This window comes from Streptomyces torulosus, from assembly GCF_001419765.1.
GTDB lineage: Bacteria > Actinomycetota > Actinomycetes > Streptomycetales > Streptomycetaceae > Streptomyces > Streptomyces torulosus.
On record NZ_LIRK01000765.1, the window covers coordinates 1 to 6,969 of the forward strand.

Here is a 6,969-nt window from a genome sequence, read left to right on the forward strand (position 1 = left end):
TCGTGGTGGCTCGCGCGGTTCCCCGCGCCCCTTTGAAAGCGCCGGGCGCGACCCATACGTCCAAGGGGCGCGGGGAACCGCGCGAGCCACCACGACGGCGCCGCAGTGGGCCGACCACCGCAACCCACGAACTCTGCCGCGGCGGAGCCCTACGGCTGGGGGGAGCGGGCGGGTGGTGCTCCCGGCAGGGCCACCTGGATGCGGCAGCCCTTGGGGGACTCGGCGACGCCGATACGGCCGCCGTGGAGGTCGACGGCCCAGCGGGCGATGGCCAGGCCGAGGCCGGTGCCGCCGTCGCTGCCGGGGCCGTGCGGCCGGCTCACCGCACCGCGGTTGAAGCGTTCGAAGACGCGGTGCCACTCGGACTCCGGGATGCCGGGGCCCTCGTCCAGCACTTCGAGGGTCAGCGACTCCGGCGTGGACCCGCGGCGGGCCCTGACGGTGACACGGCCGTGCGGGGGGCTGTGCTTGACCGCGTTGTCGATGAGGTTGGCGACCACCTGGTGGATGCGCTCGGGGTCGGCGTGCGCCGTCAGCTCCGGGGGGTGGACGTCGAGATGGAGGTGGACGTCCTTGCGGGTGTGGTTGCCGGAGCCGGAGGCCATGCCCCCACGCGCGCTGGCCACCATCTGGGTCTCCTTGAGGACCCCGGAGAGATACGGCCACACCTCGAAACGGCGCTTGCGGAGCGGGACGACGCCGTGGTCGAGGCGGGAGAGGTCCAGCAGCGTCTCGACCAGTCGGCCCAGCCGCTCCGTCTGCTTCAGCGCCGTACGCATCGTCTCGGGGTCGGCGGTCGCGATGCCGTCCACGATGTTCTCCAGCACCGCCCTGAGGCCCGCGATGGGCGTGCGGAGCTCGTGGGAGACGTTCGCCACGAGCTCTTTGCGCTGCCGGTCCTGGGCCTCCAGCTCGTCGGCCATCAGGTTGATCGTGTGGGCCAGGTCGCCCAGCTCGTCCCGGCGGTTCTCGCTGACCCGCCGGGTGTAGTCGCCGCGCGAGATGGACCGGGCGACCGCGTTCATCTCGTCCAGCGGAGCGGTGAGCGAATGCGCCACGAACTGCGTAATCAACAGTGTGGCGATCATCGAGAACACCGTGATGAAGCGCAGCTCCGTCTTGGTGTGCACGGCGATCATCGACAGACCCGTGGTGATCAGGACGGAGACGACGACGAGCGTGCCCAGTTTCGTCTTGATCGAGAAGGGCCGCAGTCCGCTCAGCGGCCCCGCGACCCTCCGTGACCGCGCGTCACCGAGGCTCCCCGGCCGTGGGTCACCGACTCCGCTCATATCGCCACCAGTCCCCTGTGCCTACGCGAGTACGAGGCGCGTCGTGCGGACGCGGCTCAGGGGGTCGGGGTCTCCAGGGCGTACCCGACACCGTGCACCGTGCGGATCCGCTCCGCGCCGATCTTCCGCCGCAGCGCCTTGATGTGGCTGTCGACGGTGCGCGTCCCGGACGCGTCCGCCCAGTCCCAGACCTCGGCGAGCAGCTGTTCGCGCGAGAGTACGGCACGCGGCGTGTTCGCGAGACATACGAGCAGGTCGAACTCGGTGGGGGTGAGGTGAACGTCCTCGCTGCGCACCCGGACACGGCGCTGCGCGTGGTCGATCTCCAGCTCACCGAGGCGCAGGATGCCCGAGCGCGGGGTGGTGGCGGCCAGCGCGGCCCGCTCCACGCGGCGCAGCAGCACATGGACGCGCGCGGCCAGTTCACGCATGGAGAACGGCTTGGTCATGTAGTCGTCGGCGCCGACGCCGAGTCCGACCAGCATGTCCGTCTCGTCGTCCCGCGCGGTGAGCATCAGCACGGGGACGGGCCGCTGGGCCTGGACGCGCCTGCACACCTCCAGGCCGTCGAAGCCGGGCAGCATGATGTCGAGGATCAGCAGGTCGGGCTGCCAGGCCTCCGCCGTGTCCACGGCCGCCGGGCCGTCGGACGCGGTCTGCACGACGAAACCCTCGGCGCGCAGGCGGGCCGCGATGGCGTCGACGATCGTCGGGTCGTCCTCGACCACGAGCACCCGGCGCTGTGCGCCCGGGGTCGCGGTCGTGCCGTTGTGGGAGGTGTGTGTCTGCTCCATCGCCCGCCCCTGAGTTGCTTTCCGGAATCCGTGGGGTGATCCCTTGACTACGCATGGCTGCGCATGACTGCGATTGACGCTTGAATGATCGGCGCCAGGCAAGCAGGGTACGGGCAGTCACCACGCCAGGGCTATCCAGGTCGGACCGCGAGGTGCACCACGTCCGGAACTCCTCGGGCAACGGGGATCTCTTCGGTACGCACCTGATGGAACCCGGCATTCCCCAAGGTTTCCTCGAATTCCGGGGAAGGCTGTGCCGACCACACGGCCAGCACCCCGCCGGGGTTCAACACCCTTGCGCAGCTTGCCAATCCGGCCGGTGAGTACAGGTTTTCGTTGCTGTCGGAGACGGTCCAGTCGGGCCCGTTGTCGATGTCCAGGCAGAGCGCGTCGAACGTGGCGCAAGTCTCATTGACGTACTCGACGAGATCGGCTTCCACGATCTCCGTCCGCGGGTCGGCGAGCGCCTCCGCGGACAGTTCGGCGAGGGGCCCCGCGCGGTGCCAGTCGATGACGGCCGGTTCGCGTTCCACGACGGTGATCGCGCCCCAACTCGGGTTCGCGGCGGCGTGTGCGAGCGAGAAGCCCACGCCCAGGCCGCCGATGAGCACTCTCGGCTGGAAACGCCCGGTCAGCGCGTCGAGGGCGGCGTCGACCAGAAGTCGCTCCGAGCGCCCGTCGGAGGTGTCCATCAGGAAGCACCCGTTGGCGATGATCTGCAACAGCTCTCCGTGCCGCCGCAGGACTACCTCGCCGTAGGGGCCCTCGCGCCGGTCGATGACTTCGGGGACGTCGATGGTGGTCATCCCTCCATCCTTACGCGTCCCGTGCGCGACGGCGGCTGAATTACGACCGCCCCGGCGGGGCTTGACGTGTTCGGAGCGTCCGCCCGCCGCGACGGGGCGTGTTCAGATCTCCAGGCCGTGCCCGTACGGGAAGAGGGGCGTCCCGGTGGCGATCGGCACGCCCGGCCCGGCCTCCTCCATCGCGGCTGCGTGGCGCCGGAGTTCGAAGGGGAGCCGCCCCTCGGCCCGTGCCCGGCCGAAGGCCACATCGAGCAACGCCGTGTCGGACGCCCCGTAGTCGGCGACGAGTGCGGCCGCCCTCGCCACGATCTCCGGGAGTACGGCGGGTTGTTCCAGGGTGACGCAGACCAGGGTGGGCACGGCGTCCAGCAGCGCGAGGACCTCCCGCAGCCGCTCCTCGCCGGACGCCGGGGACGCTGGGGTCCCCGGGGACCCCGGGGGGAGGGACGGCTCGGCTTGGTCCGGCCGTTCCGCGTGCGGTGTCCGCAGCCGCAGTACGGCGACGTCGGCGTGGGTCGGATCGGCGACGACATTGCCGTACAGGGACGCCGTCTGCGCGCCGACGCCGTCGACGTACAGGTTCGGGCGGTCGGTGAGGGGCAGCAGGGAGTGGTTGGTGAGGATCGTGAGGGAGCGGCGCTGGGCGGTGGCGCCGAGGGCGGTGAACTCGGCCGCGCCCACGGTCTCCTCGGCCCGGTCCGGGTCGACGTAGCGCCTCTCGAAGAGGCCGAGCCGGAACTTCTCACGCAGCAACCGGCGTACGGAGGCGTCGACGCGCTCCTCGGAGATCCGGCCGGACCGCACCAGTTCCACGACGACTTCGGGGCACCCCTCGCCGCCGAACTGGTCGGCGCCCGCGTCCAGGGCCCTCGCCGCGCGCTCGGCGAGGGAGAGGTGTTCGGCGCCCCGTTCCCCGTGCGGTTCGCCCGGGGTCGTGGGGCCGGTGAGCAGGCCGGGGGCGGTGCAGACGATGCCGTCGAAGCCGAGGCGTTCGAGGAGCGGGCCGGTCAGGGCGTCACGGCCGAAGCCGAAGCCGACGACGCCGAAGCCGGCCGGCTCCCCGTCCCTGTCCCTGTCCCTGTCCACGGTCCCGGTCGGTCGGGCGGGATGCGGCATCAGGCGCGAGCACCCGGCGTCGACGGCCGCCTCGACCGGCGCGAGGGACCGGCCGCCGCCGGGGACGTGCGTGAACATGGCGGCGACGGAGCGCGGACCGAGCCGTGGCCCCTGGAGACCGCGCACGTACGCCCGGACGAGTTCGCCCGTCAGTTCGGCGGACGAGCCGAAGGTGCCGGGCAGGTCGGCCCTGCCGTGCCCGGTGGCGAGGTCGTGACCGGCGCGGACCGCCGGATGGACGGCGACCCGGAAGCCCACCGCCAGATACTCGCGCCGGACGGTGTCGCCGAACCGCTCCACCAGCTCCGCGTCGCCGATGGCGGCCAGGCCCGGCGGTTCGGGCCAGGCGGAGAACGGGCCGGTGGCGAAGGACGCGCCCGGCTGGTCGGTGTACGAGTGGCGCGGGTCGGTGGAGAGGGTGACCGGGATGCCGAGCCGGGTGTCCGCGGCGAGCGCCTGGAGCCGGTTGACCCATTCCGCCGTCTCCCGCACGCCGTACCGGCCCCCGAGGTGGACGTGGGTCAGATGACCGTCCGTTACCAGCTCGGTGGTGCCGTACGGAAGGGAGCCACCCCCTTCGGCCGGCGTGCCGTCCTCGTTCATCGTGAGCGGGGTGTGGAAGAGCTGGCCGGCCTTCTCCGCGAGCGTCATCCGGGCCAGCAGGTCCTCCACCCGTTCCTCGACGGGAAGGTTCGGGTCGCGGTAGTCGGGCGTGGGCATCCGGCAGTCCTTGTACGTGGAGGTACGGAGGTGCGTGGGGTGTGGCGGTACGTGGGTATGGAGGTGGCGAGGGGCACGGAGGTGCGTGGGGGCGACGGGGCACAGGCCCGTTCAGGGAAGCAGTAAAACCGAGTGGGTACTAGGTTTTGGTCACGTGGCCAGAATCACCGGGCGAACCGCTTGATCGACAGGGCGAGTGACTCGTGTAACCGGCGGTTCGCGCCGTCCGCCGAGGTCGCAGGGTGAGGACTAGGGTGGCGGGCATGGCGCGGAAACGGACGCCCCAGGGGTCTGCCGACGAACCCGGCAGACGGACGCCGCCCGCCGCCCGGACGCCCCGCGGCTCGTACGCCGTCGGCGACGAACGACGGCAGCGCATCCTCGACACGGCCGTCGACCACTTCGCCCGATGGGGCTTCCACGCCTCTTCCCTCGCGCGCATCGCCAAGGACGCCGGCATCACCCAGGGTGGCCTGCTGCACCACTTCCCCTCCAAGGAGGACCTCCTCCTCCATGTGCTGGAACGCGCCGACGCGACCGACCGGGAGGGGTTCCTCACGCACGAGTTCGAGTCGGCGGCGGAGATGTTCTCGATGCTCGTGCGGCTCGCCGAGCACGACGGCGCGCGGGTGGGGCAGACCCGCATGTTCAACGTCCTGGCGGCGGAGGCGGGCGACCCCGGGCATCCCGCCCACGCGTACTTCGCCCACCGGTACGCCGAGTTGGTGGAGGTCATGGCGGGGGTGCTGCGGCGGGCGGCGCACGCCGGTGAACTGCGGCCGGACACGGATGCCGTCGCCGTCGCACATGAGGTGGCCGCCGTGCTGGACGGACTCCGGATCCAATGGGGGCTGGACCCGCGGGGGTTCGACCTGGCGGGACGGTTCCGGGCTTTTGTGGAGCGGGTGTTGCGGGCGCTCTCGGTGAGTGGGTGAGGTTGTCGGATTGCTGTGAATCCCGGCGAAGGTGGCGCAGGTCACAGACAGGGGGCGCCGGGATGTCGAAGGTGGAGCCAAACGGAGGGAGCGCTTCATCTTGGATGGCGTGGAGACCGGGACAGGGCCGGACCGGACCGACGTGACACCGTCGGCTGCCGGGCCGCTCCTGAACGGAATCCCACGCCAGCCGGGCGCGGTGACGCCGGTACGGGGCGGGGGAGAGGCCGGCCCGTCGGGGCCCGGTGTCGAGCGGGCGGGACTGTCGAAGTCGCTGGGGCCCGGTGTCGTCGAGCGGACGGCACTACCCGGGCCGCTGGGACCCGGTGCCGAGCAGGCGGGGTTGCCGAAGCCGTCAGGGCCCGGTCGCGAGCGGGTCGCGTCCTCAGGGTGCCGGGGCAGGAGCGGCCCGGTCGCCTCCAGCCGTCGCGCGCGTCCCACCCCCGCACCCGGCTCCCTTCCGCGCCCCTGGCGGCTGCTCCCCACCCCCACCGGCACACCCTTCACCTTCTGGTACCTGGCCGTCCTGCTGCTGACCTCGCTCATCACCGAGTACGCGGACCCGGCCGTCGTCCACGCCCTCCACCAGGGCTTCAGTACGGACGTGGCGCACCTCGTGGGCGCCCCGGTGCCGGTGCTCGTCGCGAGCGCGCTGTGGATCGCCGGCGGGGTGGCGTCGCCGTACGCACTGGGCTTCGTGCTGGTGCTGACCGCGCTGGAACGCCGGATCGGCGGCCGTCGGACGGCCGTGGTCTTCCTGCTGGGGCATGTCCTCGCCACCCTCGCCACCGAAATCCCGGTCGGGGTCTCCGTCCTGACCGGCGGTCTGCCCGGCAGCTCCCTCCACCGCCTCGACTACGGGATCAGCTTCGGCGTGGCGGCGAGCGTGGGCGCGCTGGCCAGCCTGCTGCCGTGGTGGTCGCGCTGGCCGCTGCTGCTCACCTTCGGCTCGATGCTCGTGGACGACCTGATGGCGTTCACGGACCCGATGACCAACTGGGGGCATCTGATCGCCCTCGCGATCGGGGTCGCCACATGGCCGGCGGTACGGCGGTGGCGGCACGCGGCGATGGCCCGTGACGCGGTCCCACCCCTGGTGCGGGTTCCGCAACACCCGTGAGGTTCCCGTGACGATCAGACCTCTGCGCAGGGACTGGGAGCGGGTCAAGGACGACGTGATGCGCTGTGCGGTGGCAGCCAAGCTCCGCGCGCATGCCGATATCCGGCACATTCTGCTGTCCACCGGTACGAAGAGAGCGTCGAAGACCCACCACCGATCACTACTGGGGCCGGGGCCGGGGCCGGG

The 6,969-nt window shown here is 71.8% G+C and carries 6 protein-coding genes; 2 read left to right on the plus strand and 4 right to left on the minus strand.

The annotated features are described in order from the left end of the window. Nucleotides 1–149: 149 nt before the first annotated feature. The 4 genes from AOK23_RS39435 to AOK23_RS39450 all read right to left on the minus strand — a co-directional run bounded on the left by AOK23_RS39435 (nucleotide 150) and on the right by AOK23_RS39450 (nucleotide 4,728). Complete coding sequence (locus AOK23_RS39435; RefSeq protein WP_055717253.1) at nucleotides 150–1,292, minus strand: HAMP domain-containing sensor histidine kinase; 1,143 nt, start codon at nucleotides 1,290–1,292, stop codon at nucleotides 150–152. 56 nt (nucleotides 1,293–1,348) lie between these two features. Next, nucleotides 1,349–2,086, minus strand: a complete 738-nt coding sequence (locus AOK23_RS39440; protein WP_055513578.1) for a response regulator transcription factor — start codon at nucleotides 2,084–2,086, stop codon at nucleotides 1,349–1,351. 131 nt (nucleotides 2,087–2,217) lie between these two features. Further along, nucleotides 2,218–2,892, minus strand: a complete 675-nt coding sequence (locus AOK23_RS39445) for a spermine/spermidine synthase domain-containing protein (RefSeq protein ID WP_055717254.1) — start codon at nucleotides 2,890–2,892, stop codon at nucleotides 2,218–2,220. A 102-nt stretch (nucleotides 2,893–2,994) separates the two neighbouring features. Beyond that, nucleotides 2,995–4,728: a glycoside hydrolase family 3 protein gene (locus AOK23_RS39450; RefSeq protein ID WP_055717255.1), complete on the minus strand. Its 1,734-nt coding sequence runs from the start codon at nucleotides 4,726–4,728 to the stop codon at nucleotides 2,995–2,997. A 263-nt stretch (nucleotides 4,729–4,991) separates the two neighbouring features. On the opposite strand from AOK23_RS39450, the gene AOK23_RS39455 reads away from it, so the two are divergent. Beyond that, entirely contained in the window at nucleotides 4,992–5,663 is a 672-nt protein-coding gene (locus tag AOK23_RS39455) for a TetR/AcrR family transcriptional regulator (protein WP_055717256.1), read from the plus strand. Nucleotides 5,664–5,772: 109 nt separating this feature from the next. Continuing rightward, nucleotides 5,773–6,783, plus strand: a complete 1,011-nt coding sequence (locus AOK23_RS39460) for a rhomboid-like protein (protein WP_338056562.1) — start codon at nucleotides 5,773–5,775, stop codon at nucleotides 6,781–6,783. The last annotated feature ends 186 nt before the right edge of the window (nucleotides 6,784–6,969 follow it).

Excerpts from the sequence above, each read along its gene's own strand:
- AOK23_RS39445 (WP_055717254.1), bottom strand. The coding sequence starts at position 2,892 with ATGACCACCATCGACGTCCCCGAAGTCATCGACCGGCGCGAGGGCCCC.
- AOK23_RS39440 (WP_055513578.1), bottom strand. The coding sequence starts at position 2,086 with ATGGAGCAGACACACACCTCCCACAACGGCACGACCGCGACCCCGGGC.
- AOK23_RS39455 (WP_055717256.1), top strand. The coding sequence starts at position 4,992 with ATGGCGCGGAAACGGACGCCCCAGGGGTCTGCCGACGAACCCGGCAGA.
- AOK23_RS39435 (WP_055717253.1), bottom strand. The coding sequence starts at position 1,292 with ATGAGCGGAGTCGGTGACCCACGGCCGGGGAGCCTCGGTGACGCGCGG.
- AOK23_RS39450 (WP_055717255.1), bottom strand. The coding sequence starts at position 4,728 with ATGCCCACGCCCGACTACCGCGACCCGAACCTTCCCGTCGAGGAACGG.